This window comes from Paenibacillus sp. FSL K6-3182 (genome assembly GCF_037976325.1).
In the GTDB taxonomy this organism is placed as follows: Bacteria; Bacillota; Bacilli; order Paenibacillales; family Paenibacillaceae; genus Pristimantibacillus.
The window spans coordinates 850115-875990 of the sequence record NZ_CP150265.1 but is presented as its reverse complement, the minus strand read 5'-3'; the positions used below and the strand labels follow the sequence as shown (position 1 = coordinate 875990).

The 25876-nt window shown below is 43.9% G+C and carries 23 protein-coding genes; 6 read left to right on the top strand and 17 right to left on the bottom strand.

Annotated elements, in window-relative coordinates; all coding sequences use genetic code 11:
• Window positions 1-25 precede the first annotated feature (25 nt).
• From MHH56_RS03900 to MHH56_RS03875, 6 genes are all read right to left on the bottom strand, one after another.
• A complete protein-coding gene (locus tag MHH56_RS03900) occupies window positions 26-1543 on the bottom strand; it encodes a sugar ABC transporter ATP-binding protein (RefSeq protein WP_339206737.1) in 1518 nt (505 codons plus the stop codon).
• A 108-nt stretch (window positions 1544-1651) separates the two neighbouring features.
• The gene (locus MHH56_RS03895; RefSeq protein ID WP_339206735.1) at window positions 1652-2662 is read right to left on the bottom strand and encodes a galactose ABC transporter substrate-binding protein; all 1011 of its coding nucleotides are present in this window, start codon (window positions 2660-2662) and stop codon (window positions 1652-1654) included.
• A 125-nt stretch (window positions 2663-2787) separates the two neighbouring features.
• Window positions 2788-3771, bottom strand: coding sequence for a substrate-binding domain-containing protein (locus MHH56_RS03890; protein ID WP_339206734.1), 984 nt, complete (start codon window positions 3769-3771; stop codon window positions 2788-2790).
• On the bottom strand, window positions 3764-5521 hold the full coding sequence (locus tag MHH56_RS03885; protein ID WP_339206732.1) for a histidine kinase: 1758 nt from the start codon (window positions 5519-5521) through the stop codon (window positions 3764-3766). Before MHH56_RS03885 ends, MHH56_RS03890 begins: the two co-directional genes overlap by 8 nt.
• Window positions 5518-7170: a response regulator gene (locus MHH56_RS03880; RefSeq protein WP_339206731.1), complete on the bottom strand. Its 1653-nt coding sequence runs from the start codon at window positions 7168-7170 to the stop codon at window positions 5518-5520. The genes MHH56_RS03885 and MHH56_RS03880 overlap by 4 nt, the downstream gene beginning before the upstream one ends.
• A gap of 268 nt (window positions 7171-7438) precedes the next feature.
• Window positions 7439-8080, bottom strand: a complete 642-nt coding sequence (locus MHH56_RS03875; protein WP_339206729.1) for a hypothetical protein — start codon at window positions 8078-8080, stop codon at window positions 7439-7441.
• A gap of 134 nt (window positions 8081-8214) precedes the next feature.
• Here MHH56_RS03875 and MHH56_RS03870 point away from each other — a divergent pair, with 134 nt between their 5' ends.
• Entirely contained in the window at window positions 8215-8604 is a 390-nt protein-coding gene (locus MHH56_RS03870; RefSeq protein ID WP_054026376.1) for an SET domain-containing protein, read from the top strand.
• 102 nt (window positions 8605-8706) lie between these two features.
• Here the strand turns inward: MHH56_RS03870 and MHH56_RS03865 are convergent, their stop codons facing one another.
• The 4 genes from MHH56_RS03865 to MHH56_RS03850 all read right to left on the bottom strand — a co-directional run bounded on the left by MHH56_RS03865 (window position 8707) and on the right by MHH56_RS03850 (window position 11926).
• Window positions 8707-9450 carry an SDR family oxidoreductase gene (locus MHH56_RS03865; RefSeq protein ID WP_339206727.1) on the bottom strand — a complete coding sequence of 248 codons (744 nt, stop codon included), beginning with the start codon at window positions 9448-9450 and terminating at the stop codon, window positions 8707-8709.
• Window positions 9451-9609: 159 nt separating this feature from the next.
• Window positions 9610-10197, bottom strand: a complete 588-nt coding sequence (locus MHH56_RS03860) for a TetR family transcriptional regulator (protein WP_339206725.1) — start codon at window positions 10195-10197, stop codon at window positions 9610-9612.
• A 264-nt stretch (window positions 10198-10461) separates the two neighbouring features.
• Window positions 10462-10905: an OsmC family protein gene (locus MHH56_RS03855; protein ID WP_076268773.1), complete on the bottom strand. Its 444-nt coding sequence runs from the start codon at window positions 10903-10905 to the stop codon at window positions 10462-10464.
• A 136-nt stretch (window positions 10906-11041) separates the two neighbouring features.
• The gene (locus MHH56_RS03850; protein WP_339206723.1) at window positions 11042-11926 is read right to left on the bottom strand and encodes an AraC family transcriptional regulator; all 885 of its coding nucleotides are present in this window, start codon (window positions 11924-11926) and stop codon (window positions 11042-11044) included.
• A 357-nt stretch (window positions 11927-12283) separates the two neighbouring features.
• Between MHH56_RS03850 and MHH56_RS03845 the strand changes: the two genes are divergently transcribed.
• The 4 genes from MHH56_RS03845 (at window position 12284) to MHH56_RS03830 (ending at window position 16606) form a co-directional block, all read left to right on the top strand.
• Window positions 12284-13438: a GNAT family N-acetyltransferase gene (locus tag MHH56_RS03845; protein WP_339206721.1), complete on the top strand. Its 1155-nt coding sequence runs from the start codon at window positions 12284-12286 to the stop codon at window positions 13436-13438.
• Window positions 13439-13514: 76 nt separating this feature from the next.
• Entirely contained in the window at window positions 13515-13739 is a 225-nt protein-coding gene (locus MHH56_RS03840) for a hypothetical protein (protein WP_339209498.1), read from the top strand.
• A gap of 123 nt (window positions 13740-13862) precedes the next feature.
• A complete protein-coding gene (locus MHH56_RS03835) occupies window positions 13863-15512 on the top strand; it encodes an ABC transporter substrate-binding protein (RefSeq protein WP_339206720.1) in 1650 nt (549 codons plus the stop codon).
• A 92-nt stretch (window positions 15513-15604) separates the two neighbouring features.
• Window positions 15605-16606, top strand: coding sequence for an ABC transporter substrate-binding protein (locus MHH56_RS03830; protein WP_339206718.1), 1002 nt, complete (start codon window positions 15605-15607; stop codon window positions 16604-16606).
• Window positions 16607-16695: 89 nt separating this feature from the next.
• Here the strand turns inward: MHH56_RS03830 and MHH56_RS03825 are convergent, their stop codons facing one another.
• From MHH56_RS03825 to MHH56_RS03805, 5 genes are read right to left on the bottom strand one after another with little or no spacing between them, the layout of a single operon-like run.
• Window positions 16696-18552: an oligopeptide ABC transporter substrate-binding protein gene (locus tag MHH56_RS03825; protein WP_339209497.1), complete on the bottom strand. Its 1857-nt coding sequence runs from the start codon at window positions 18550-18552 to the stop codon at window positions 16696-16698.
• 15 nt (window positions 18553-18567) lie between these two features.
• A complete protein-coding gene (locus tag MHH56_RS03820) occupies window positions 18568-19473 on the bottom strand; it encodes an ABC transporter permease (protein ID WP_076268768.1) in 906 nt (301 codons plus the stop codon).
• A gap of 26 nt (window positions 19474-19499) precedes the next feature.
• On the bottom strand, window positions 19500-20462 hold the full coding sequence (opp4B, locus tag MHH56_RS03815; protein ID WP_339206716.1) for an oligopeptide ABC transporter permease: 963 nt from the start codon (window positions 20460-20462) through the stop codon (window positions 19500-19502).
• Between the two features lie 5 nt (window positions 20463-20467).
• Complete coding sequence (locus tag MHH56_RS03810) at window positions 20468-21403, bottom strand: ATP-binding cassette domain-containing protein (protein ID WP_339206714.1); 936 nt, start codon at window positions 21401-21403, stop codon at window positions 20468-20470.
• Window positions 21390-22403, bottom strand: coding sequence for an ABC transporter ATP-binding protein (locus tag MHH56_RS03805; RefSeq protein ID WP_339206712.1), 1014 nt, complete (start codon window positions 22401-22403; stop codon window positions 21390-21392). Before MHH56_RS03805 ends, MHH56_RS03810 begins: the two co-directional genes overlap by 14 nt.
• Window positions 22404-22965: 562 nt before the next feature.
• Here MHH56_RS03805 and MHH56_RS03800 point away from each other — a divergent pair.
• Window positions 22966-24045, top strand: a complete 1080-nt coding sequence (locus tag MHH56_RS03800; protein ID WP_339209496.1) for an AI-2E family transporter — start codon at window positions 22966-22968, stop codon at window positions 24043-24045.
• Between the two features lie 171 nt (window positions 24046-24216).
• Here the strand turns inward: MHH56_RS03800 and MHH56_RS03795 are convergent, their stop codons facing one another.
• Window positions 24217-24909: an ABC transporter permease gene (locus tag MHH56_RS03795; protein ID WP_339206710.1), complete on the bottom strand. Its 693-nt coding sequence runs from the start codon at window positions 24907-24909 to the stop codon at window positions 24217-24219.
• Window positions 24906-25832, bottom strand: a complete 927-nt coding sequence (locus MHH56_RS03790) for an ATP-binding cassette domain-containing protein (protein WP_339206709.1) — start codon at window positions 25830-25832, stop codon at window positions 24906-24908. The genes MHH56_RS03795 and MHH56_RS03790 overlap by 4 nt, the downstream gene beginning before the upstream one ends.
• Window positions 25833-25876: the final 44 nt, after the last annotated feature.

The following is a 25876-nucleotide window of genomic DNA, read 5'->3' as shown; positions in this document are numbered from 1 at the left end:
TAAACCTCCTTTAAATCCTTCATCATTAGCCCGTCTGTGCTGCAAGCCGCATAATACTTTGCTCGGTTGCCATGTTGCCTTCAAGAATACCTGTGGCACGACCCTCCGACATCACCATGATGCGATCGGACATGCCAATGAGCTCTGGCATCTCAGACGAAATCATAATGATGCTTTTCCCTTGCTTGGCAAGCTCAATAATAATATTGTAAATTTCATATTTAGCTCCGATATCAATGCCTCTTGTTGGCTCGTCCAGCAGCAAAATATCTGGATTTGTAAGCAGCCAACGAGCTAACAGCACCTTCTGCTGATTACCGCCGGATAGGTTGCGAATCAGTTGATCAACAGACGGCGTCTTGGTCTTGAATTTCTCAACACCTTTGGCTGCTTCCGATCTCATCTTCGATTCATTTAAGAAGCCAAAGCGATTCTGATATAAATCGAGATTAGCGATTGCTGTGTTCTCTGTTACGGACAACACCGGAAAAATCCCCGTCACCCTGCGCTCCTCAGTTAATAGTGCAATTTTGTGGCGTTTTGCATCGATTGGCGACTTAATCGTAATCGAAATCCCATCCTTGTAGATGACACCTGATTTTACGGATCGAAGCCCGAACAACGCCTCAATCAGTTCAGTACGCTGAGCCCCAACCAGTCCACCTATTCCGAGAATTTCACCTTTTCTCAGCTCGAACGATACATCCTTGAAGGAATGTGCATGCGGCGAGGTTAATCCCTCTACGCGCAGCATGACTTCTCCTGGGATGTTCGTACGCTCCGGGAATCGATCCGACAAATCTCGGCCAACCATGCGCGTAATAATCGTATCGATGGTCAGCTCAGGAGCTGGCCAAGTACCGATGTATTTACCGTCGCGCATGATCGTCACGTCATCGGAGATTCGTAATATTTCTTCCATTTTGTGCGAAATATAAATAATCGAAACGCCTCGTGCACGCAGCTTATTGATGATGTCGAACAGCTGCTCTACCTCATTGCCTGTAAGCGAGGAAGTCGGCTCATCCATTACAATAATTTTGGAATTGAAGGACACCGCTTTGGCAATTTCGAGCGATTGTATTTTGGAAACTGACAACTCGCCGACCAGCTGATGCGGGTCAATCGTCATATTTAAATCCTCGAACAGCTGAGCTGTGTCGCGGTACATCTTTTTATGATCAATGAACCGGAAAGGCGCTATGCCTCTTACCGGAAATCTGCCAAGCCAAATGTTCTCCATCACGCTGCGCTGCGGCACTGGATGCAGCTCCTGATGAATCATGGAGACGCCGTAATTCAATGCGTCCTTGGAGTTTTTAATATCAACCTTTTGCTCATCAAGAATGATCTCGCCGTTATCCGGCTTATAAATGCCAAACAAACATTTCATCAATGTAGATTTACCTGCACCATTCTCGCCCATGAGCGCATGAACCGTGCCCGGCCGTACTTTTAACGTAACATCATCTAGCGCCTTAACACCTGGAAACGTCTTGGTAATCCCGTTCATTTCAAGCAAATAAGGATGCTGCTTTGCCATCGTATAGCCTCCCTTTGTCCAGCCCGCCAAGAAAGTAGGCGAAAAAAAACAGGGGCAACGCAAGTGACGTTATTCCCCCGCTCTTGATCATCCATCTTAACGCTTATCTTATTTGGTCTCTTGCGTTACCTTTTGGTATGGAATCCAAACGTATTTACCGTCTGTAATTTCAAAGCCTGTATTCTCCTTCGTTGGTGTTTCGCCTGCAGCAAGAACGCGCATAAGCTCAACCGTTGCTTTACCTTGGTTCGACGCATCGTTTAGAACGGTACCGAGCAAAGTGCCTTCTTTCAGCGCTTGCTTAGCTGGATCTGTTGCATCTACGCCAACAACCGGCATAAATTTATTGTCTTTAAAGTAGCCAGCAGCTTTCAATGCTTCAATTGCGCCAAGCGCCATGTCATCATTGTTTGCCAGAACAGCTTCAATTTTATCGCCTTTGGAAGCAAGGAAAGCTGCCATCTTTTCTTGGCCCTTAACACGATCCCACATCGCAGTATCTTCAGCAATATTCTCGACTTTGATGCCAGCATCTTGAATCGCCTGTACAGAAAACTTAGTCCGAAGCTCAGCATCTTGATGCCCTGGCTCGCCTTTCAGCATCGCATATTGCAGCACGCCGTCACCGTTTTTGTCCGCTTCCGGATGTGCTTTCCAATACTCAGCAATGATTTCGCCTTCCATAGTGCCTGACTCTTCCGCTTTTGCGCCTACAAAAAACGCCTTGTCCCATTTTGCCAAATCATCAGCAAGCGGCTCGCGGTTAATGAATACTACCGGAATATTAGCTTTTTGTGCTTTATCAATAACGATGCCAGCAGCTGTACGGTCAACCGGGTTAACTGCCATTGCTTTTACTTTTTTAGTTATAAACAAATCAACTTTATCATTTTGTGTGGGCTGCGAGTTTTGGCTATCTACGATATCTACTGCCAATTTACCTTCTGCCGCTGTATCGATCGCGCTGCGCACACCGCTCATAAATGTGTCGTCAAACTTATAAATGGCTACGCCTGCCTTAGGCAAGCTGCTTGCGCTCCCGTCGCCATTTGCGCTTCCGCAACCTGCTGCTGTAACTGCTAATGCTCCAATAACGAGCGCTGCTGTCCACTTTTTCATTATTTATATCCCCCTGGTGGATGAATTAACTACTGCTTCATTATGTCGTAATTTTGGAGGGATTCACATGTAATATCCTCATCACTTTTATTAATATCCTCATCTATTTGCATATAAAATGAGCATTATTGCACAACAGGGAACAATAACTTCTGATTTTTAAGCCAAAACATATTCTCTTCCGTTATAAGCTCCATACTCATTTCAACCTTCTCGGGAACCGCTTGTCCATTTGCTGCTGCTAATGCATGCTTGACGCTAAGATAGCCCATGCTGAAGGGATTTTGTACGATTAATGTTTGCAGCTGATTTTCCTGAAGCAGCTCCAGCAGCTCCGGCGAGCTATCGAAGCCTACCAACTTGATCTTATTGCCCGCTTGCCTGCGTTTCAGTTCATACGCCGCTCCTATCGACGTTTCTGTGTTAAGTGTTAATATGCCGTCTACCTTTTGCTTATCTAAAATACTGCTGACGGTTTGCTCACATTCTTGGTACGCCTCCGAGCACAATTGACTGCCAACAAGGTGAAGTCCCTCATATTCGTTAACTGCATCACGGATTCCCCGCTCCCGCTGAATGCCATTAATTCCACCCTTGCTATACGTTACAATCGCAACATCGCCGTTGCCCCCAAGCTGTCTGGCGATTTCCCGCAGCGCTTCTTTGCCAGCTAAGTAATTGTCCATTCCGACATAGGAAGCCGTCTTCCCCGAGGTTAGCAAGCTATCCATTGCGATAACCGGTATATTCCGCTTCGCAGCTTCCACCAAAAAAGGTTGAAATGCCGCATCATCATTTGCTCCGAGTACAATTGCATCTGGCCGAGTCTCCAGCGATTGCATAGCTGATTGCAGCTGCCCTTTGATGTCCCCCTCATCTGCACCAGCAGAGACATGCAGAGTAATGCCAAATTCTTTGACGGCAGCTTGTGCGCCCATCGTCACATTTTTCCAGTAGTCGCCTTTGCTCGTCCGAAGAATAAGCTGAATCGTCTTCCCAGTCTGCTCCTCCTTCGGCACTTCTGGACCCGGGTAGAGAGCGGAATACAATAAAAGGACAGCTATGATGAAGAGCAGCAAGCTAATGACCCTGCCTTTGAAATTAACCATTATGCTTGTCCCCTCCTTCAGCTTGCTGCAGCGTAAGAGCAGGGAAACGAATCGTGACGGTTGTGCCCACTTCCTGCTCGCTCTCGAAATGCAAACCATATGTTGGACCAAAGAACAGTCGAATTCTCTCCTGCACATTCATAACCCCAACACCTGATCCCTTCGAGCTTACGACAGTGCCAGTAAGAATTTTACCCAGTCTCTCCTCTGACATGCCAAGCCCATTATCAACGATCTTGACCACAATATCACTGCCTTCAAGCCTCATGGAAATAGCAATATGCCCCTTGTCAACGGAGGGCTCAATGCCATGCACGAGCGCGTTCTCAATTAGAGGCTGAACAATAAGCTTTAAGGTAGCAAGCGACAATGCCTCCTGCTGCAAATCAAAGGAATAGTCGAATTTATTTTTGAACCGCATGTGCTGAATAACCAAATAGTTCCGTGCATGCTCCATTTCATCCGCTAGCGTGATTAGGCTTTTCCCTTTGCCTATACTAATGCGAAACAGCTTGGACAGCGACGTAATCGTCGTAATCACTTCTTCATTTTTGTTCATGCCCACCATGCGTACGACCGTATTTAACGTATTGTATAAAAAATGTGGATTGATCTGCGCTTGCAGCGCTTCCAGCTCGTACTTTCGTTTGCTCTCCTGTTCCCTTACAATTCGTTCCATCAGCTGCTTGATTGTACCGATCATAATGTTGTACCGATCTGCAAGACGCTTGATCTCAAGCGGCCCTTCGCCGCTGGCGGCCAGGTTGAAGTCGCCCCGCTCTACGCTTTTCATCGAAAGCTCCAGTCGTTTGATCGGTCTTGAGATTCTCCGTGCGACTAAACTCGATAATAAAAATACGATTAGCGCTAAGCCGATAACAAGCTTGGACATCGATCGGTTTAATTGCCCGCTTGTCGTCATCACCTCATCCAAATAGGATACGCCCACTACCTTCCAGCCGACGTTGCCAATCGTTTGAACACTTATCATTTTTGCCTCATCCGTAGAATCGTCAATAAAGCTGCCGTACGTATGCTTAAGCGCCAGCTCAACATTCTCTTCTTTCAGCTTCGCATAGATGAGCTCAAGCTGCGGATGATAAACAATGTTACCCGCAGACTCGTCCAGCATGTACACATAACCCTTTTGCCCCAAGCTCACTCGTTCGGACAGCTCATCAATCGTATTGAAATTGACATCCATCAGCAAAACGCCATGAACCTGCTTGCCTTGATGCTGGACTGTGATGCTTTTGCTCATCGATACGACCCATCGGAACTGCTGCTTATACAAATTTTGAACATGCGGAAGCGATATGGATAAGTGACCTGCTGAATCGAGTGCGCTTCGAAACCAGCCTTCCTCCGTCACTTTCAGCGTTTCCTTCAGCTCAACATTCGGTAAATCGATAAGCAGCTGACCTTTATCATCGAATAAGGCGAGAGATACCGTGTCCGAACGCGTCGACATCATCGATTCCAGCTGGCGGCGCATCCCATCGGATTTCACATCGGCGCTTTGTCCGATTGAATGATGCATCATGTTGAACAAGTCAGACGTGACCTCTATATAATTTTCAAGATTGTAGCTTACTTGATCGACAATTTGCTGTGAATTGCGAAAGGCATTCTCCTGCGCAGTTGCAGAGAAACGGCCATATAGAACAACGCTGACAAGCAATATAATAAACACAGAAAATATAGTAAAAGAAACGGTTAAAATAAACTGTATGCTTTTGCGTTTTATCATTTCTCTAGTCCCAGTAAGCCGCTGCGATATTCTTTGGCAGACAATCCGGCATATTTCTTAAAGCTGAGGCTAAAATAATTTGGATCGGCAAATCCGATTTTCTCCGCTATCTCAAATGCTTTGAGCTCTGTCGTGCGAAGCAGCTCCTTCGCCTGTTCCATTCGAAGCTGCAGCAAATAAGCACCGAACGTCATTTTTAACTCTTTTTTAAACAAGCCGCTAAAATATCCTGCGCTGATATGCAGATGGGCACACACCTTCGCAATAGACAAATCACTATCGTGATAATGCTCTTTCGTATAGTGAATGGCATCCTCTACGATTTGTTTATAAGTATGCTGCCTGCGGCTGGCGATACGAACTCTCACCTTAGCACATAAATCTCCAAACCAAGCCTTCGTTTCCTGCATGCTGTTCAGCTTCTGGTATTGATTCAATATGCCCCATCCGCCTGCGAAAATGTCATCATTGTCACTCTCATAAGCTTTGGTCAGCTTGATAATCGCCGTTACCATCTCGAGCAAATAATGCTGATACTCATGAACAGGAGCCTGGATGCGGGATATTTCATCAAACAGTCCATCAATTACTTCTTCCAGTTCTTTCTCCGTACCAAGCTTCACCGTTCGAACTAGATTTTGCTCCTTCCATTCGTCAAAGAGAAGCTTGTCATTCACACGACTTTCCATATCATCGATACAAATAATGAGATTGTTGCCAAGAATCCGGCGATAATCTAAAGCAACCGTTGCAGCCTCATAAGCATACTTGAGATTTCCAACATCTTGTGTGAAGGTTCCAACGCCAATCATGACGGGAAAACGCAAAAATCTCTCGATGCTTTGCAGTATTTCCTTTAATGCATCCTGTGTTTTCTCCATCACCAAGCCCTTATCGAGCTCTGGGCTGACCGTGAACAGTACAACTTGATCTTGATGAATAAAAACTTTTCCAAGCAAATGTTTATTCCATATTTCAGCTGCAATATTGCATACGGAGAATAGCTTCAGATCCAAATCTGTTGACGAAGCAAGTGAATGTGAGGGTGGTTGAAGCTCAGCATCCTTCTGATGTTCAGAGTGATTAACTGCAATAATGGAGACGATATACCCCTCGCCCTTCAGCTCCATGCCGTATTTCGCTGCTTTTATAGAAATGTCCTTATAAGACTGTTTGCGAGTAATTAAAGAGGAAAGAAACTTCTCGCGCACGATAGGCAGACTGGTGCGGTAATGCTCCTCCAGAAGCTCAATATTGGTTCGCTTCTCACGTTCTTCATCCATGCGCTTCGCTACTTCCGCAATCGTGTCCGTTAGCTGCTTTGCCGAGAACGGTTTCAAAACATAAGCCTCTACCTGCAAATGTATGGCCTGCTTCGCGTATTCAAATTCATCATGACCCGATAAGATGACAATCCGTGTAATGGGATATATCTTTCTAGCCCATTCCGACAGCTCCAGACCGTTCATATATGGCATGCTAATATCTGTAATGAGCACATCAGGCTCCATTTTCTCAAAAATCTCCATCGCTTCCTTGCCGTTCCCTGCTGTTCTAACTTCTGAGAAACCGCAGCTTTTCCAATCAATCTCACTCATTAATCCTTCCGTAACTTCCGGCTCGTCATCAACGAGCAGCAGCTTGTACACATGTACCCCTCCAAAATTAATGCTTTTTGACGAAGCACCTGTTCAATCACCTCGTTTCGCCACTCCCCATTTAACCATAGATTTTATGAATGTAAATAAGAAATCAAAGGATTAGGTTAGGGTATGTCTTACTCCTATCTTCTTATTCATGCAGGAAAATAACTTTTGAAGCCTATAAGAGCATGCAAAAAAACCGTAATCCTCTTCAAGAGCTTACGGCATCTTTTTTGCACATATACAACCTATAAACATAACATTCCTCATTGCTTTATTGACGACGTCGTGCCCGCACAACAACAATCCCAATGATCATAAAAAGGGCTAGCGCACCTATGATGATCTGCAGCTTTGTTGCTCCGCTTTCGTTAGCATGCAAAACCTCGCCAGCGCTTAAGGGCAGCGGATTATAACCATTGCCTAGTACCTTCAACTCTTCTCCTGCAGCAGAAACCAGCTTCGTTAAATCACATATCCCTGTTTCTAGCTTTCCTGATCTGTCATTAGCAGACACGATATAGGTATCACCTGCATTAAATTTTTCATATCCGCAGCTTGCAGAACTCATCGCTGTATATACAGCTGTCTGCTGCTTGAGTTTTCCTTTCCATACCGTTGCTACTTCAAAGTCTACTTGAACGAGATCAGCAGATGACATCGTTTTTTCCTTAGGAGGCTGTGTTACCTTGATTACTTTTCCAGTGAAAATGGCAGTCTTGCGTCCAAGCTCATCTTTTACCTGCGTCTCTGCAGACGGCGACATTGCACATGAGCATGCGAAAGCTGCTTTAGGGTTAACAATAAGTGCTGTACTTAACAGAATGACTCCGCATAAAAGGTATATCAGAATTTTTTGGTTCATCATCATCACCTCATAACCTAGACGGGCTGAAAATGATAAATGTTCCCACAATAATGGATCGTTATGAAATAACGTTTACCGAAGCCGCTGGCTATTTACTCATTAAATTGATATATTACCTAAGGTGAGCGAGCTTAATGCAATGGCAACGAGCTCCTTAGACTAAAGAACCGTAGGTGACTAACATGATTGAGGTAAAGACTTCTAAGCTTAGCGATGGAGAATTTAATAGAGGAGTATTTGCGAAGGTTGATATTGCAAAAGGCGTACTGTTTCATGAAGCCCCGGTCATTCCTTTCCCGAATGAGGAGCATGAGCACATAGAGAAAACGATGCTTGCTGATTATGTGTTTGAGTATGGAGCTAATCACACTGCGATCCTGCTTGGATACGGCATGTTGTTCAACCATTCCTATACCCCAAATGCTTATCACGATCTTGATTTTGACAATCATGTCGTTAACTTCTTTACTTACTCAGACGTAAAAGCTGGCGAAGAGCTTCTTATCAACTACAACGTGGATAACGATGATCCGATGTGGTTTGATGAGAAAGTGAATGAGGACGAAAAATAGCAAGTGAGCTTTCCGCCCTTATTCTAAGCTTCACGGCGTAAATAAAGACGAGCCCGTTCCGCAGAAGCTGCGATCGGACTCGTCTTTTTTGTTCACAACAATTTATACAAAACCGCCATTCACACGAATCGTCTGACCTGTCATCCACTGTGACTCGTCACTGGACAAAAACATCACCACACTCGAAATATCCTCAGGTTCACCCAATCTTCCGAATGCATTCATATTGGCAATACCCGATATTTGTTCTTCTGATTTCCCTACCTTAAAGAGCTCCGTGTTAACAGGACCAGGTGCAATGGCATTAATGGTGATCCCCTTTGGACCAAGCTCCTTCGCTAGTTGGCGAGTGATCTGTTCAACTGCTCCTTTCGTCGCTGCATACACGCTATACGTCGGGAACATCGCGCCAACAACCGAAGTCGAGAAATTGATAATTCTTCCGTTAGCGTTCATATGCAATGCCGCTTGCTGGCAAGCAAAAAATGTGCCCTTCACATTAATAGCGAACTGCTTATCGAAGTCTTCCTCCGTCATATTAGCAATCGGCTTCGTAATCATAATACCCGCGTTATTCACAAGAATATCTATTTGTCCAAAAGCTTCTAACGTTTTGCTGAACATAGCCTCTACTTCCGCAACGATACTAATATCAGCTTGAATCGCTATAGCTTCACCACCTAAACGCTTAATGCCATTTACTACTTCTTCTACTTTGCCTGGGCTACTCGTGAAGTTCACAACAACCTTTGCACCGTTACCCGCTAATTGCTCAGCAATCTCCCGACCAATTCCCCTTGACGCTCCCGTTACCAATGCTACTTTCCCAGCTAAACGCTTCTCCAAAACTATTCCCTCCTTGGCATCTACATCATTATGCTCTGATTATATTCTCGTCACAGACAAATATCAAGTGACATTTTTTATTATTTGTCATTTTGATTAAAGAAGATTTATCTATAAATAAAAAAGCCCCTCTGATAAAAATCATCATGGGGCTTCACATTATACGATTCCACTAAGCAGTAAATTCCATACGAATTTGAACTGTTCATCGATGTCTTCTGCCAACCATTCATTGGCATGTGCAGGATGATGAAATTTCGACGTTGCAAAAAACACGGCCTTCGCTAAGTTCTCGGCTTGTCCAGACTTGAATTCGTTTGAACGTATTCCTTCATCTATGATTTGCGTGATCTGCCCTATCAAGCGGTTCACATGATCGGTGATCATTTCAACCGCATTTACAGTGACAGCCGCGTACATCGCAAACATCTCTGAATCATTGGCTGCATAATTCTGCTTGCTGCGGATGAGTGTCTCCATCCATAAACGCAAGCGCTCTGAAGAGCTGCCGCCGGTTTGATTGGCTATCGCTTCTAAAGGCAATGCAATGCATCTCTCCAACCAGCGCCCCGTTACCGCTTCTCGCAATGCAGCTTTACTTGCAAAGTGGCGATACAACGTACCATGGCTTACTTGCAGCACCTTAGCTACATCCACAACCGAGCTTTTATCGGGCCCATAACGTCTAAGCACCTGTTCAGCTGCATCTAAAATCGTTTCCTTATTCAACGGAAGATCATTTGTCATATTGGGCAGCGAGCGATTCATCCGCTTCTGGCAGCTGGATGATCCAATAGCTCAGCTCTCTCTCCCCCTCTCGGTGATTTTAGCCTACTATATCAAATCAAGAGTGTAATGACAATATCGTTATTTTGTTATTCGTTTTATTCTGAAATAAAGAGCAGTGAATAACGGGATGCTATAAAAAAAGACCAGGCCCCCTCATAAAGGGGAAACCTAGCCTGCTTTGTCATTATGTATGAACATTTAATGATAGCGAACAGCTTAAAATTAATGATCAATAACGATGCTTTCTAGTTTCACGTTAACCGGATGTGCGATTGTGTCGCCAACTGGACATTTGCTTTCTAGAAACTTCACGAATTCCTCAACCTTCTCTTTTGGTGAATCGGTTTTGATATGGAAGGTATAGCGAATATCCGAGTAACCAGGACGCACATCCGATTTATTGAAAAATCCATCAAGATCGATGTCGCCTTCTACCTCTACTCTGAAATCATCCAGTTTAACATCAAACTTTGGAGCGTAAACTCTAGCAACAATCGATTGGCAAGCTCCTAATGAAGCGAGCAGCGCTTCAACAGGATTCATCCCCGTATCTGTCCCGCCCAAGCTTTTGGGCTCATCGATCGTGAGCTCGAAATGTCTAGACTTCGTTAAAACCTTTACGCCCTCTTGCAATTGAGCAGTTGCTTTAAATGTTTGAACAGCCATTTTGTAGTCTCCTCTAGTTCATTGGTTTTTTTGTAGATCATTTGCAAAAAACCAAGTTATTTACTAGGTATTATATGTTCATTCTAAATTTATGTCAATCCTTGGAATCGAAGCCATACAGCTTATCTACTCTTTATTATTCCTCGAATGAAAGATTAGACGGCCCATCCAGCAGCTCGCTTTCCATCTCAAGATTAGTTGTTGGCACGCTGAGATCAACCTCTTCGAACTTGAAGCTATCCACCCATACATGTCCTTTACCCATAAGCAGTACACCAATGGATATGGTCGCGCTGTTAGCAGGAACATCCAGTACGATAGCGTAATGATTCCAGCCCGTATCGCCATTAATTTTTCTGTTATTCATATTATCAAACTGCAAAATATCCTGTGCGTTATTGTCCACCCTCATCCACAACCCGCAATATTCTTGTACCCCGCTCGTCCTTACAAAACCTGAGAATCTCATTCTGCGACCAACAAACTTCTCAGCTTTAAATTGCTGCATCATCGTACCAAATTGACCCGGGTCCTCTGCAATAGACTCCTTCAAATACCCTGATGTATTTCCTTGATGAACGATGCTGCGGTCAACTCCCATTTCATAGTTTTGAGGTTGGCTTCCCGTCAGGAACCAGTCTTTCACAGGTGAAGCTTGATCCATATAATCTCCTCCTAAGGTAGAATACGTATGTGGTGCAAACATTTTACGGTAACGGCCCGGCGGCATGCTGTACATTTTCTTGAATGCTCTTGTAAATGCTTCCTGGCTTTCAAAATAGCAGTTCAACGAAATCGCAATGATCGTTTCATCCGTGTTTAGTAGCAGTCGAGATGCATAACAAAGTCGGCGGCTTCTCAAATAATCCGCTATGTTTATGCCTACTTCCTTTCGGAATAAACGGTGAAAATGGTATGGAGAAAAACCAGCGTGTGCAGCTATTTGTTCAAGTGTCAGCTCATCCTGAAGGTTATCCTCCATGTACTGGATACTTTTTTGAATGATGTTGTGAGTAATCAAAGGTGCGCCTCCTTTGACTCTAGAATAGCAGAAGGAAGAAGGCTGTTTTTGATATTTTTTGCTAAGTTGTGGTTGCTGGAAGCTTAATCCTCTATTTTAGTAAAAATCACTTTTGGTGATATTGCACTTGTGTGAAATCAGTAAAGTTTAAGTATAAATAAACAGCACCTTGCCGTGCCTATTTCCACTAAGCATAATGAATTTAGACATGGTATAACCAGCACCTAGAGTATGACCTCTACTACGTTCAAAGGAGTGATGATGTTTGAATAAGAACAATCAAATCAAAAAGCATGTGAGAGGTTTACATCTATAATTAAATAAACCTCTCACATACTTCTGGGAGGAAATAAGTTTATGTATATTTCGAAAGCGATAGGAACGGAACTTGCCAGCGAAAACTTCACTAAAGCAGCAGCACTTTTTGGAGCTTTGAAGCACCATTTATCGATTCAAGGTGTCATTGAAGGTGTTTTGCACGGCAGAGTTTTCTTGTCCATTGACAGCGCGACAGCTGTATTAACAAGCCCTCAAGGTATATTTTTAGGCGGCAGCCCTGAAAATCATTTATTTTTTGAAGAAGTTAACAAGCTGTTTAAAGAAGAACTTTTGCCGAAGCTTGCAGCGATCGGACGACTGGATTATGTGCTCTTCTACCCCTCAGATGAGAAATGGGAAAATATGCTCAGCCTCGTGATGAAGGATCTGCTGCCTCTGCGAAGCGGCCGTATGACGTTTACTCACGATCTGGACGGAATAGAGACTAAGCTTGCTGATCATATTTTTCCGGTAGATAGCAGCTTTCTTAAAAGAGAAGATTTAATAGGGCTCGATGGCGTCATCAGTGAAATTCAAGGTGGCTGGGCCTCCATTGAAGCTTATGAGGATAGCGGTTTTGGATGCTCTGCAATTCAAGACACGGATGAAGGGCCCGCCATCATCAGCTGGTGCCTGACCGATTGGGTAGTCGGGGATGAATGTGAGCTTGGCATTCAAACAGATGAACAATATCGAGGCAACGGTTGGGCGCGAAAAACAGCGTTAGGTGCACTGTCACTTGCAAAGCAACGAGGCATGACAAGAGTAGGCTGGCAATGCTGGTCAAGCAATATAGGCTCACAAAAAACCGCTATAGCTGCTGGGTTTAAGCTGCTTATTGATTTCCCCGTTTTGTTCGGATGGAATCTGCCTTTAAACAATCTCCTCGTTAACGGGAACCACTATCTGCGCGGAGACACGAAATATGGCGTGGAACGAGACTATGCACGTGCAGCATGGAGCTACGCACAAGCGCTTGATCAAGGCTGGGATTGGAACGGAGATGCCGCGCTGTATTGGAATGCCGCTTGCTTGTTTTATTTGACCGGAGAGCAGGATCGTGCCATACATTATTACAAAAGCGCGGTGGAAAAAGGTTGGCAGGGCATTCATAAGCCCCATTATCATGATTATGTCTATAGAGAAGCGGACAGTGAGCAGATGGCTCATATTTTCGCTGAAGCATGTAAGTAATAGAGGTTGATCTCTGTTACCCTCCGCCAATGTCTAACATACAATGCATGGTGGAGGTGATTCTTTTATGCTTCAAATGTCATGGTATTCGAAGGCTTTAGGATTAGTCGGCCAGCCTGTCGGCGTCTCTTTAATGAACGGACAAGGTGTAACGGGCGTTTTATGCAGCATTACCGGCGGTAATTTAGTGCTGCAGGAATACTTGTATCAGAGTCAATTTGCGACGAAGCAATATCCCCTTAATACGATTCAAGATGTTAATTCTTTTCCAGGCTGCAGCACGCCTGGTCCTTTATTCTAATACCAATTCACCGATCACCAAGAGCACGAGCTGCGAAGGATTAATCCTTTGCAGCTCTTTTCTGTATGATGAGCGCTATCCATTGTAATTGAGAACAGTTATCATTTATAATGATAGAAGTCGATGGATTTATCATCATCCAGAAAGAGTGAACTGCCTATGTCCCCTGCTTGTGAAGAAATGTCCCTTTCCTCCCATTTATTTTATATGCCTGTCCAAGTAACTAGAATAGATATTGAAACGGTGGCAGACCTCTTCTTTGAAGAATCAGCGCCATTTTCCCGTATTTTCATCGTATCGAGTGGTACAGCTGAGCTTTCTATTAACGATCAGCTGTATGAGATAGCGCGTGGAAGCGTCTTATTATGTGATGCCCATCAGCGATTAAAATGGAAGGCATCTCCCTCGCTGCGCGGTATCCACATTGCTTACCGCTGCTTGACTGCAGAGGGCTCCGAGCATCGTGGGCTCAATCACGCTGAACCGCTGCATCGCTGTTCGGTCGGAATCCTTAGACTAGCCGGCGAGCTGGAAACGGTGTGGAGAGAGCCCCAATTAAGTGAACCGCTTCAGTCTCAACAGTTGTTTATTGAGCTGCTTGTAGAGCTGTTCAAAGAACGTAATGCTTTGCAGCAGCCGTCCAACTACTGGCTTGAGCGTGCCATTCAATATATGGAGACGCATTATAATAAGGACCTGACGCGAGAGCAAATGGCTGAACAAGCTAATGTCAGCCAAGAGCATTTCTCACGTACATTCCGCAAAAATACAGGACGTACCTTCAATGCCTATTTAACCTTGCTGCGAATTCGCAGCGCGCAGCGGCGTATCCTTGTCGGAGCTCCTGATCTGAACACTCTCGCTCAAGAAGTCGGCTATAAGGAAGGCTTTTATTTAAGCCGTAAATTCAAAGAAGCTGTCGGGCTTTCCCCCACCGCTTATCAACGCAAGCACAAACGAATTGCCGCATTGAATCTAAATCATACCGCTAGCCTAATAGCGCTCGGCGTTATCCCAGAGCTTGGCGTCTATACAACCTGGTTGGAGCATTCCAATTACAAGTTGATTGTAAACACCAGTCAGAAGTTAAATACATACGGCCAAACTCCCTCCACCTACTATGAAGCGATCGCTGCTGCAAGGCCTGATGTCATTATCAGCTACAACATGGCTGAAGAGAATAAGGACCTGCTTCCGCTCGCGCCAGTGGTGGAACTTCCTTTTATGACGATGAACTGGCGCGAACAGTTCCTTATAATTGCTGACATTGTAGATAAACGTCAGACAGCTGAAACGTGGCTCGCCTATTATGATCAGTTGATCATTAGAAGCAATCATAGGCTGGATCGCCAGCTTGGCTATCGCGGTACCGCCGTTGTATGGGAGATTGATTCGAACAAAGCTTATTGCTGCAGCAGCAGTCATGGCAGAGGCAGTCAAATTCTTTATGATGATCTCGGCTTTCAGCCTCCCTCCGAATTGCTGGAACAAGGCTTTTTCGCTCGCGGATATGTGGAATCAGATATCGAAACCATTGCATCTTATCCGGCCGACCATATTTTCATTACTTCATTGCCTTCTTGCCAGCGTGATCTGATTCAAATGGATCGTTTATTTCACTCCCCTCGCTGGCTTGCGCTGAAAGCTGTCCAGAATAAGCAGGTATACCTGCTCAATGAGCCAGATATGTTTTGCGGATACGACCCGATCTCTACGCAAGCGCAGCTTCGAGAGCTGCTTCGTGCGATGACCTCACGTCACAAATCTGCATGACTACACATCATTTTAGTCCATAGTCATTTTCAAGATTACACGGTAAAGTGTTACTGAGAATGATTATCGTTTTAAATAAGGGGGATATGACATTGTTTTCTTTTCAACAGAAGTTTTACAGCAGCCGTCGTTTCATTTTTGCCGTTTCATTACTATTGTTAGCGGTTCTCGTTTCCGCTTGCGGAACAGAAAAAGCTCCAACCAACGCTGGAGCACCATCAAGCGGCACCGAAGAGACCACACCGGAAACGGCCGTGCCGGAAGCTGCGAAATTCAAGACGGTCTCCACTGTTAAAGGCGACATCGAAATTCCGCTTCATCCTAAGCGGATTGTAGCCGAAGAATACTTGGGCAGCCTGATTGCTCTTGATGTTATTCCGGTAGGATCTCCGGGTGTTACGATAGAAAACTACTATTTCAAAGAAGCGCTGGCTGGCGTTGCAGATACAGGAGTTTATGGAGAGCCATCCGCTGAAAACATTATCAGCCTCTCCCCCGATCTCATCATTACAGCCAACGGAGACAGCTACGAGCAGCTACGTAAAATTGCGCCAACGATTGTTATCCCATACGGAGAATTAAAAAATGTCCACGCAGAGTTGACCTATTTCGGAGATTTATTCGGCAAAGAAGATGTAGCTAAGTCATGGCTGGCCGAATATGACCGCCGCATTGCGGAAGCCAAAGCCAAGGTAGATAAAGCTATCCCAGCGGGTGCAACCTTCTCCATCATGGAGTACAGCGATAAAACGACTTGGGTTTACGGAGACAACTTCGGTCGCGGCGGCCAGCCCATCTATCAATCATTAGGCCGTAAACCACCTGTCGATGTTGCCGATGAAATCATGAAGAAGCAGTGGGCTGAAATTTCATCGGAAATGCTGTCCAAGTATGCAGGCGATTATATTATTTTGACATCCAATGATCGTACGTTAGAATATTTTCAAAACGATCCAATCTGGGGCAATCTTCCAGCTGTAAAAAATGGTCACATCTACATATGGCCTGAAGAGAGATCCTGGTATTTTGACCCCATCGCTGTTCTAGCTCAATCTGAAGAGCTGACAGAGTGGCTCGTCAATCAAGGGAAATAATAAAAAGCCTTCAAAACCACTAGCAGCGTGGCTTTGAAGGCTTTTTCACTACAATAAGTTCTACTTAGTCGAACGCTCTAACCACCGCTTTACTTCGCTACTACCGGTTTATCTTGAGATACTGCAAGTTGATGCAGATAAATGCCCGTTCCATCTCCAATGGCGAAATTGAGTATCCGTTTATTAACTGGAACGATAACGGCGCGATACAGCGTCGGGAATACAGGAATGTCTTTCACCATCAGCTCCTGCCATTCCTTGTAGATGCCTTGTCGTACCTTCACATCAAAGGCCGCTTCTGAAACCCCTTCTTTCAGCAAGCGATCCTGTTCGTCACTAGCATAACGCGGGAAGTTGTAAATCGCATCGCGCCCGTATAAGCCAGCCGGATCGACGTCAATTCCTACGCCCCAAGCGCCTTGATACACATCTACTGTTGGATCATCTTTTCCTGTGCTGCCTACACGATCATAGAACGTGTTGAACTCCACCATTTCCAGCTTTACGTTCAAGCCAATCGCTTGCCATGACTGTACATAATATTGAGCAAGCGGCTGTGCAATATCTCCGCCTGTCATGGAAATAAAGTTAATAACTAATTCGCTGCCATCTGGATTTGTACGGAATTTGCCATTCATTTTGTAGCCGGCATCATCCAAAATCTTGTTAGCCAAATCTTTATCAAAGGCAAGGCCTTTATTAGTATCATCATGGTACTCAGGGTGAGAAGGCGGAATAAGTGTCGTCGCATTCCAGCGCAGGCCGTGATAGAATTGCTTGCCGACCTGATCGTTATCGACCGCATGCCACATCGCTTTCCGCAAGTTCACATCGCCCATTTTCGATTTAGGATCAGGAACGACTTTGCCAGCCTCGGCATCCCACTTGCCTAGTTTAAAGCCAATATACGTATATGCACGGTCAATTGCACCTAAGTATTCAAGATTTGATAGACTCGCATTATCTGGATATTGATCCGCTGGGAAGGCATCAACGAGATCAACACCGCCGGTTTTCAATTGTTGTACAACGGTTGTTTGGTTAATTACTTTCAATACAACCTCATCTAGTGCAGGCTCACCGCGCCAGTAATCTGTATTTTTCTCAAAAACAACAGATTCCCCAGGAACGATACTTTTTACTTTAAATGGCCCAAAGCCGATTGGTTTCTCACGAACCTCTGGAGAAGCCGAAATTTTAGCCACATCCATATTGCCGAATATGTGCTTCGCTAATGGATAGTTCCATACACCACCGGTCAAAAGGGAAGGAGATGATTGAATATACGTAATTTTAAGCTTTTTCTCGCTTAACACTTCAATTCCTGAGATCGTTTTTGCTTTTCCTTCATGGAATTCCGTCATCCCTACGATATTAGTGAAATTCGAATCATACCGTGGACCGTCATATTTGGGGTTGCCGATGACTTCATGAGCGAATAACCAATCCTCTGCAGTTACTGGCTTGCCGTCATGCCAGTTTACATTATCGCGAATCGTAAGCGTAAATGTTTTGCCATCCTCAGACACTTCATACGTTGCTGCCCCATCATTCGTATATACATAGCTTTTATCCCAAGTAAGCAGCCCTTCATCAAACCAGTTTAGCACTTGTGAATCCGGATCACCGGAATAAAAGTTCCAGTTCAGTGTCCCTTCAAATGGTGTATCTGATACAAGGCCAAATGTAATGGAACCACCCTTTATGGCTTCGCCCTCATTTTTCTTCACATTGCTGAAATCCTCAATGGAATAAAGACCATCGTCTGGAGCAGGCTTCTCGGTTTCCGCAGGAGCGGCACTCTCCGTTGGCTTCGCCGCACCATCAGTCGGGCTCGGCGTGTCTGCACTCCCATTATTAGATGAACAAGCTGCAAGAAAGACTAGCAATGCCACCATAAGCGGTAAAAATAAAGACCTTGAAAACATCGTGTTCTTCTTCACCATCATTCTCCTCCTTTATTATCCTTTTCTTTGTCTTGCATCCGTCGCACGCTTTAGCGCTTGACCGACATTGTTTATACTCAACATCAGTACCAAAATCAGTATCGATGCAGGTAACCATATCCACCATCTAAGCTCGAGCGTTTGCGGGTCTCTAGCATAGCTGACTAACGTGCCTAAGCTGGGCATGCTCTCAGGAAACCCGAAGCCAAGAAACGATAGTCCAGACTCTAAACCGATATTTGCCGCCAAGTTCAAAGTCATCGTTACAATTATGATGGAACTTAAATTCGGCAATACCTGGACCATCATGATTTTAAAATTGGAGGAGCCTAATGTTTTGGATGCCTGAACATAATCAAGCTCCTTCTCCTGCAGCGCTTTCGAACGAATTAATCTTGCAATCCCCATCCACAAAAAAGCGGTCATGATAAGCGAGAACGACCAAATATTATATTTGGGCACGGCTGTAACAAACGCGATCACGATCATCAAGGTCGGCAGGATCATAAAGAAGTCAACAAATCTCATAAAGATATTGTCAACCGTACCACCGAAATAACCAGAAATGAGTCCAACACATACGCCAATTACTCCTGTAAACGCAGTAACAATAATAGCAATCGTTAATGAATTTCGAGTCCCAATAATTAATTGCCCAAAAACATCGCGGCCTCCATAGTCCGTACCTAACAAATGCTCGGATGACGGCGGCTTTTTCAGTGCAAATAAATCAACCGATACAATTTGCTCCTGATTCAGAACAAGCGAGATCCCATACACAGAAAGAATAACTACGCTCAAAAAAATTAAGGATACGAATGCGACTTTGTCTCGTACGATTTCCCGCCAAATAATATTCAAGCTTGACGGGCTTTTATCCGGCACCTGGAGCGCGGTTATGGGAATGTTCGTCTTTCTCATTTCTTTCACCTCAACATCTCGAGTTCTTATTTAATTCGAATACGAGGATCAACGATACTCAAAACAATGTCAGAGATTAATGCCCCAACAATAGAAGCCACTCCATACAATAAAACAAGCGCAGTAACGACGCTGAAATCCCGCAGAGCGATAGAGCTTAAGAATAGTTGACCCATTCCTGGATAACTGAAGATCCCCTCTATGAACACCGTGCCTCCGATGAGTCCAGTAATTTCATAACCAAAAAAAGCTGCGATCGGCAATAACGAATTTCTTAAAATATGGCGATTATATACGCGGGATTCTGAGGCGCCTTTTGCTCTTGCTGTGATAATGAAATCCTTTTGCTTCGTATCAATGATTTCGCTTCGAAGATATTGAACCGTCGACACGGTTGCGATAAGAGCCATCGAGATGGCTGGGAGCAGCAAATGATAAAATTTGCTCATAGCATATTGAAGAGTACTTGGTTCCAGTCCTGGAGCGACGCTTCCCCCTGTTGGAAACCAACCAAAATGAAAGCCGAACACCCATAACATTAATAAAGCGAAAATAAATAGCGGGGCCGCAAATCCAATATAGGTATATCCTGTAATCAATCGATCTCCCCATGTGTCGTTATAGCGGCCGCTTGTAATCCCAAGCGGTATTGCAATCAAGTAAGTAAGGATTAGAGTGACGATGGATAACCAAACGGTATTCATCATGCGCTGGCCAATCAGATCAGACACTGGCATTTTGAAACGAAACGACTGTCCGAAGTCACCTTGCACAGCTTTCGTAATCCAGTCCCAATACTGCACATACCACGGATTGTTAAGGCCTAGCCTCTCACGCTGTGCATCCATCGCAGCGGGGTCTATACTTGGATCGATCAGTCCAGTCAATGCGTCCCCCGGCATGGCCTTGGCTATTAGAAAGACGAGGATGCTTAACAATATAATTTGAGGGATCATAATGACTATTCTTCGTAAAACTGTGCGCCACATCGTCCTCACCCTCTCCCAGGCAAAGCCACGAAATGTGTTTCTGAAACGGGTTTTAACGGATAAGCCAAACCATCCTCGTCAAAATAATTCTCATAGGCTTGTTCATATTCCGCCTTTACCGCTTTGCGAAACGAGTGTTTTTCCTCTCGCTTCGTTGGATCAATGTCAGGAATAGCCGAGATAAGACGCTTCGTATAAATATGCTGAGGCTGATTGAATATATCAGCTGTCGTTCCTCGTTCAACGTAACGGCCTTTGTACATAATGCCAATATGATCGCACATATGCCTTATAATGCCGAGATCATGACTAATGAGCAGATAAGTAAGGTTTAGCTCTTTCTGAATATCCTGCATGAAGTTTAGTACCTGCGCTTGAACGGAGACGTCCAGCGCTGACACAGGTTCATCGGCTATAATCAGCTTTGGTTTTAAAGCGATGGCTCTCGCAATCCCAATTCGCTGCCGCTGGCCTCCCGAAAATTCATGAGGATATTTATAAATCGATTCTGGGCTCAAGCCCACTTGCTCCAATAATTGTTGTACACTACGCTTCTCTTCGCCAGCAGACTGCTTCTCAAAATTTCGCAGCGGCTCAGCGATAATATCAAGCACGCGTTTCTTAGGATTCAAGGAGGAATAGGGATCTTGGAAGATCATTTGAATATCTCTGCGGAAGCCTGCATGGCTTCGAAGTCCGCCTGCAGCAAGCTGCTGGCCTTGGAAGAGAACACTTCCTGATGTAATTGCATTTAAGCCGATGATAGCTCTGCCTGTCGTGGTCTTGCCAGAGCCAGACTCGCCTACTAGTCCATAGGTCTGTCCCTGCTCCAAGGAGAATTGTATTCCGTCTACCGCTTTGATCGGTGGACCCTTTTTACTGAAAAGACTCCCGCGATTCGGAAAATGCACCTTTAGATCGCTGATCTCAAGAAATGACATGTTGATGATCCTCCTTCTCGTCAGGGAAGTGAAAATGCTTGTAGCAGCTGCATCTGACGAAATGGCCCGGAGAAATCTCATGCATTTCCGGGTTCACTTCATGTGCAGCCTCAGCAATCCAAGGCGTCCTCGATCGAAAACGGCAGCCCTGCCTCGGGAGGTTCTGAAGAGATGGCACAATTCCCTGAATAACATGGAGCTTAGACTTTGCTTCATTCACAGTTGGTATCGATTGCAATAATGATCTGGTATAGGGATGCTGTGCTTTAGCAATGATTGTGTAGATATCGGCAATTTCAACAATTTGTCCGGCATACATAACAGCGACTCGGTCAGCCATCTCGGCCACAACGCCCAAGTCATGCGTGATTAATACAATGCCAGCCTTGCTTTCATCCTTCAATCGCCGCAGCAATTCAAGAATTTGCAATTGTATCGTTACATCCAGAGCTGTAGTCGGTTCATCTGCAATTAATAGCTTAGGATCATTGGCAATCGCTATGGCAATAATGACACGCTGCCTCATCCCGCCGGACAATTCATGGGGGTAACGCCCGTATGTATGCTCTGGGCGAGGAATACCCACTTTAGTTAAAAGCTCGATCGCCCTGTCCGCTCTTTCCTTACTAGAGAGTTTGGGCTGGTGCAGGAGAATAACTTCTTCAATCTGAGAACCGATAATCATAAGGGGATTTAATGCGGATAATGGGTCTTGGAAGATCATGCCTATTTCTTTCCCTCTCAATTTATTTAGCGTGGAGGGTGACATCTGGACAATGTCCTGTCCTTGGTAATAAATATTTCCTTCTATCTTTGCTCTCGTATGGAGGCCCATGATGGAATAGGCCAGTGCACTCTTGCCGGAGCCCGATTCCCCCACTATGGCAAGAACCTCATTTTCTTTTACCGTTAGCGTCACATCATCCACTGCTGCGTAATAACGATCCGCAATTCGAAAAGAAGTCGTCAAATTCTCAATTTTCAGCAGCTCTTTTTTCAATAGAATCCTCCTAACGTAGTGATTCTAAACTTGCAATATTCATAATTTTCCGAATTTTCAAACCATAGATTTATCATATCTAATATAAGCATAAAACAATTTAACTGCAACTATAATTTATAGCATATTCAATATATATATTCTTGTTTTTGGATTTCATTACTCTAATGGATCATATACTAATGTCTATAGTAAACGCTGTCAAGCTTTAATGTGATGTATTACATTTTCATGATAGTTATTTGTTAGGTTTGTACTGTTATATAATTACATTTAATAAAATATGTATTTTCTTTTTGTAAATATAATCTCCGTTTTACTCATAACTTCAATCATTACTTTAAAAATATTTAAGAAATTTTCAACAAACGAAACTCTTATAAACTATTTTTCAATATTAGTTTACGAGTTAGATTCCTCTCTGTTTTTATGCAATAATATGTACATAATCTTTTAAAATGAAACAAAAACAGAAAAGATTTCCCTTAGTCTAAACGAATTTATTAATGGCGATAATAATATTCGATACTAAAAACAATTCATAGCAGATGGAGTGAGCGCCCTGATTTCTTTAAACCGATTTATTAAAATTTGTTTCGCTGTTATTTTAGTTCTTGCCATTATTTATTTAGCATCACTTGTCGATTTTATTTTCAAGCCCTTCGTTTCTTTGTTCAGTATTGTTATGATTCCGTTGATGCTCGCTTCTTTTTTCTATTATCTACTACGCCCGCTTGTAAACTGGATGGAGCGACCTAAATTAAAGAGACCTTGGGTCATTCTCATTATTTATTTAGCAGCTGCTGTGCTGTTTAGTTTATTTATCGTTGGCGTATTTCCTTCGCTTCGCACTCAGTTTTTCAATTTAGTAAATAATGCGCCTAATCTTTTCAATACGTTAGGCAAACAGCTGCAAGATCTGGAACAGAACGGGTTTTTAGCAGACATTTTACCTGAAGATGTAAGTCCTTTTTCAAAAATAACCGAATACCTGAATAAAGGATTTTCATTGTTGACTAACTATTTAACGGGGATGTTTTCTTTTATCTCTAATTTCGCACTCATTTTGTTCACCTTCCCTATTCTTCTTTTTTACATGTTGAAGGAAGGGGATAAATTCGGCCAGAAAATCGTCAGCTTCATGCCTAAGAGATACCATGCTGAAGGTGAAAAAACGATGCAGGAGATTGATACGGCTCTAAGCGGATTCATTGTTGGGAGAGTTGTTGTAAATCTGGCGCTCGGTGTTCTGATGTATATCGGCTTCCTTATCATCGGTTTGCCTTATGCTCTTTTATTGACTGTCGTTGCTGTTATTATGAACTTTATTCCTTTTATAGGTGCCATACTGTCTGCTGTACCGATCGTCATTATTGGTTTAATTGAATCGCCAACTGTTGCGATTTGGTCATTAGTGGTCATTCTACTCTCACAACAAATACAGGATAATATTATTTCACCTTATATTTTCGGAAAACAGCTCGATATTCACCCTATTACAACTATTCTATTGGTGCTGGTGGGCAGTGACGCTTTTGGAATCATAGGCGTAATCATTATTATACCGGTATATATGATGCTGAAAATCGTTGTTACCAAGGTATATCAGCTGTTCTTCAAACAGAAATGGGAAGACGCGTAAGTATTAAGCTTTACAAGCAAAAGGGGATCACATCAATGTGGTCCCCTTTTGCTTACCCGTAGCCATTGTTGATTTCTGTTTTGCCAAAATCGTATTGTCGTCATCCACCACCAATCTCGATTCTAGTTTATTCACCCTCAAATATTCTATGATAATTAATAGATTTTGGTGTTACAAAACATCCCTATTCTCGATATGCCGAACCGTTGACCAGGCGATCGCTACGCCAAATACTGCTAAAGCAAGCGGAATGTAAATGATGGTTGCCAGTGAGAAAACAGGATTACTCGAACTTGTCAGTATGACGATTAGGAGTGAAGAGAGAATAGTTGCAGGCACCGAATGCTTGCGCATGCCGAAATAAAGCGGCACTAAACTTGCTCCTGCTGCTGCAAAGGCAAAGCTTACGATGCTTGCTAGCTGCGCAGCATAATCCAGCGGTACAGGCGCTTCCTCTATAATATGAAAAAAATGATTTATGCCAATAAGCATAGACAATGTGAAAATATGCGAGATGATTATTGCAACAAAAGTAAGGATAGCTACAATCGCCAGCTTGGAAGCAAACAGCTTCTTGCGACTAACCGGGTACATAAACATAACTAGAATTGTTTTTTTCTTATACTCATCAATGATTAACTTGCTAATTAGAACGGCAGCCATGACGATAAACGTTGATCTAACCATAGCGCCAGCTATAATATACAGCTCTCCAATATTTGCGATCTCGTTTTTAACTTCTACACCCTCAAAGTAACCGATCATAAACATTAGCGTAACAATCGCGACATTCGCTATAATCGCTGCCTTCACATACCAGCCTAATCCCATTTTCGCTATTTCCAGCTTCATAAGTTTAATCACGGATGCTTCACCTCGTCTCCTTGAATCAAATCGAGGAAATACTGCTCCAAAGAAGTGTACTTCTTGTTCAGCGACTCGATATTTACATCATTTAGTGCAAGCGACTTTGAAATCGTCGTCTGCATCGCTCCCGATTCAAAGATACGAATCATATTGTCATCTATAATTTTAAAATTAGTGAGCTGGAGCTCGTTGGCTAGCACAGCGCATGCCTTAGTCCGATCCGGCGTTATGAGCTCGATATATTCTGAGTTCTGGCCCCGTACATCTGCCATCGACACCTGTTTAATGAGCCTGCCGCCGCTGATCACGCCAATCGTATTGGCCATTTGCTCTATTTCACTGAGCAAATGGCTCGATATGAGAATAGTAACTCCATAATCTGTACTTAGCATTTGAAGCAGATTACGAATTTCTTTAATGCCGGCAGGATCAAGCCCATTAATCGGCTCATCCAATATGAGCAATTCAGGTCTGTTCATAATCGCTCTAGCGATCGCCAGTCTTTGTTTCATCCCAAGCGAGAAGTTTTTGACCGCTTTATCATCCACGTTACGCAGGGCAACCATGCCGAGCACCTCTCCGATAACCTTGTCATCATGGCAGCCCATGTACTCGTTATGCAGCTGCAGGTTTTGTTTGGCAGTCAGCTTGTCATAAAAAACCGGCATTTCAATGATGCTTCCCATTCTTTTAAATACATCATACGTGTTAGGCCTAAGCGGCTCATTAAACAATTCGATTTGTCCCGCAGTGGGCTTAATCAAATTCGTGAGCATTTTCATAACGGTCGTTTTCCCTGCGCCATTTGGACCAAGGAAACCGTATATTTCACCCTTCCGCACGCTCATGCTTACATTGCTTACGACTTCTTTGCCCTCAAATGCTTTCGTCAGGCCGCTCGTTCTCAAAATATAATCCACTCGTTCTCTCCTTCTTTCCATGTTGTAACTAGTTCTCAGTTTAT